Annotated in this window: 1 protein-coding gene; it reads right to left on the bottom strand. The window is 58.9% G+C overall.

Going from position 1 to position 491, the window contains the following annotated elements; translation table 11 throughout:
- Positions 1 to 239 (bottom strand): DUF2285 domain-containing protein (locus EN749_RS37040; RefSeq protein WP_128365146.1); only part of this gene is annotated, 239 nt, incomplete at its 3' end.
- Positions 240 to 491: the final 252 nt, after the last annotated feature.

Below are 491 nucleotides of genomic sequence, written 5' to 3'. Positions count from 1 at the left end.
GTCGTAATCCAGCGCGCCCGCGCCAGGTGGGTTTCCCAAGCTCTGTGTGCTCGGTCCGGTTCGCGGTCAGGATCCATATGCAGTACGACACGCGCCACTTCGCGCCAATCGGCATCCTCCGCTGCTGCATCGAGCAAACGCAGATAGGTCACAAAGTGTTCTTCGTCATAGCCCGTGAGAATCGGGGTTTTGGGTGCCTCGTCCGCGACATTGGGATCAAGCGGCGGTTTTATCGGCATAGCGACTGCTCCTTGTCGTCGCGACCGCCCCGCTATGCCAGCGATCGCGCACCTGCCATACGCCTTGGTACATGATCGGTCCGTTTGTCAAATTCACAAGTGAAGTGTAGCGAAATGAGATCTGGCGACCCAAGCGATTCATCGCGCGGGAAGGTCGCAGAAGCTGTTGGAAAGTGCGGTTCGTCCCGTCCATCTGAACGAGCAAGGAGCGCCACCTGCTGTCACCTCGTGAAGCTGCCATTAGATGGCGCG

Origin of the sequence: Mesorhizobium sp. M7A.F.Ca.ET.027.02.1.1 (assembly GCF_004022985.1) — a bacterium.
Taxonomy (GTDB): domain Bacteria; phylum Pseudomonadota; class Alphaproteobacteria; order Rhizobiales; family Rhizobiaceae; genus Mesorhizobium.
Note: the sequence above shows the minus strand (reverse complement) of the source record. Positions and strands in the feature narration are given on the sequence as shown.